At 62.5% G+C, this 1,718-nt stretch carries 2 protein-coding genes; both read right to left on the bottom strand.

Going from position 1 to position 1,718, the window contains the following annotated elements; genetic code table 11:
* Positions 1-319, bottom strand: a 319-nt coding sequence (locus Q0520_RS08945; protein WP_298669069.1) for a hypothetical protein, incomplete at its 3' end; no start/stop codon positions are given.
* 143 nt (positions 320-462) lie between these two features.
* Positions 463-1,497 (bottom strand): helix-hairpin-helix domain-containing protein, encoded by a 1,035-nt coding sequence (locus Q0520_RS08940; RefSeq protein ID WP_298669066.1) that lies wholly within the window; start codon positions 1,495-1,497, stop codon positions 463-465.
* Between the last annotated feature and the right edge of the window lie 221 nt (positions 1,498-1,718).

Raw genomic sequence — 1,718 nt, 5'->3', positions numbered from 1 at the left:
TGTCATAGATGAAAGAGGAATAGTATTCCTGCAGGATCTCCCCAGGCGGTTTTTGTGTAAAAACGCGTGCCTCTTTCCGGGTGTTTTTAGCCCCGAAGTACACCGGCATCTCTACAGGAAAGGTAACCGAATGGTTCTGTGAGTGGAAAGAAAATTGATACGTGATATTTCGGACGTCCTTTTCCCCCCATGGGACAATAGCGGGATATTCGTTCTCTTTCAGGGGGACCAGACCGGAAAACGAAAGCAGCACTATGCCACTGACCGCGACGGAGAGCACCAGCACGACCCAGAGGACCGGCCTGACCTTTGCGGACACGCACAATGGGTCAACGTCCGGCCACCTATTTTTTTCGGCAGAGTATGCTCAATTCTGGAGATCCCGGACCGGGAATTACCATGAGAACCACGGGGGCGTTTTTCAAAGAACCACTTGAAACTTCGTTTCATGAGTGATTCACCTCAAAAGGACGAGAGTCTTGCCTGCACCTCTCTCCCGAAGCGGACGAAAGGTGCGGCGTCTTTCATGCGGATGCCGCACTTCCTCAGGTCGGCAGGGGAGACGAGCGACGCCTTCCGCCGCATCGCACAGATCCGGCGGGCGCCGACAGGACCGATCCCGGGCACACGGAGGATGGCGGCGAGAGGGGCGGTGTTGATATCGACAGGCGGGAGGTCCCGTGCAAGCACCCTCTTCGGGTCGGCGTCGGGAAGGAAACCGTCGTCGTCCATCACGTCGCGGATCAGATCAGGGGAGAACTGATAGAAGTGGACAAGGGCGTCCACCTGGTACAGGCGCCTCTGCCGCCAGAGAGGGGTTGCCTCCCTGCATTCGAGGGGCGTCCCGGCCACCGGGGTGAACGCGGAGTAGTAGACCCGCGCCGGTGCGAGGCGCCCGTACTGCCGGGAGATGCAGGAGAGGATCTCGGCGTCGCTCTCCCCCGCCGCACCGACGACGAGTTGCGTCGTGTGGCGGCCCGGCATCGCCTCCGCCACCCAGGCCTGCCTCTTCTCGATGTCGCACCTGTAGTCCTTCACCCCGGCGACCTCGGAGAGGCGGGAGGCCGACGGTGCCTCGATGTTGATCGAGATCCTGCTGGCCACACGCGCCGCGTCCGTGATATCGGCCCGCGACGCCCCCGGGAGGACCTTGAGGTGGAGGTAACCCCGGAAACCCCGGCGCCGCAGGACCTCGCCGGTCTCCACAATCCCCTCCATGGCCAGGTCCACGTCCCCTGCAATACCCGACGAGAGGAAGAGACCGTCCGCCCTCCCCTCGCGGTGCATCCTGAGAAAGGTGTCGGCGATCCCGGCAGGAGTGGCCGAACACCCGCCCCTCCGGGCCCTGACCCCGCAGTAGGCGCAGTCGTACGAACAGCGGCCGTCGAGGAGGACCTTCAGGAGACGCCCGCACCCTCCTCCGCCAGCGTCCGGTATGTCCAGGTCTGCCCAGGGGTACTCCTCAGTTGCGGATGCGATCACACTCTGCCTCTCCATCAGAGACCCATCACGCAGGGAGGACAAAAGGGATCGCCGGGCGGTCTGAAAGTGAGAGGGTATATCTGTACTCATGGCGATCGTATCCCCATGACTCCGGAATGCGAGGCGGTCAGGACCGTGGCGACGCTGATGGCCCTTGCCGCACGGACGGCGCCGAAGGGAAAAGGCGTCGACACAATCGAGGTCAGGGTGCTCACCGGCACCGACCTTGCAGGACT

It is taken from the genome of uncultured Methanofollis sp. (genome assembly GCF_937919355.1).
In the GTDB taxonomy this organism is placed as follows: domain Archaea; phylum Halobacteriota; class Methanomicrobia; order Methanomicrobiales; family Methanofollaceae; genus Methanofollis.
Note: the sequence above shows the minus strand (reverse complement) of the source record. Positions and strands in the feature narration are given on the sequence as shown.

Bases quoted from the DNA above. Each gene is read 5' to 3' on its own strand.
- Q0520_RS08940 (WP_298669066.1), bottom strand. From the start codon at position 1,497: ATGGAGAGGCAGAGTGTGATCGCATCCGCAACTGAGGAGTACCCCTGG.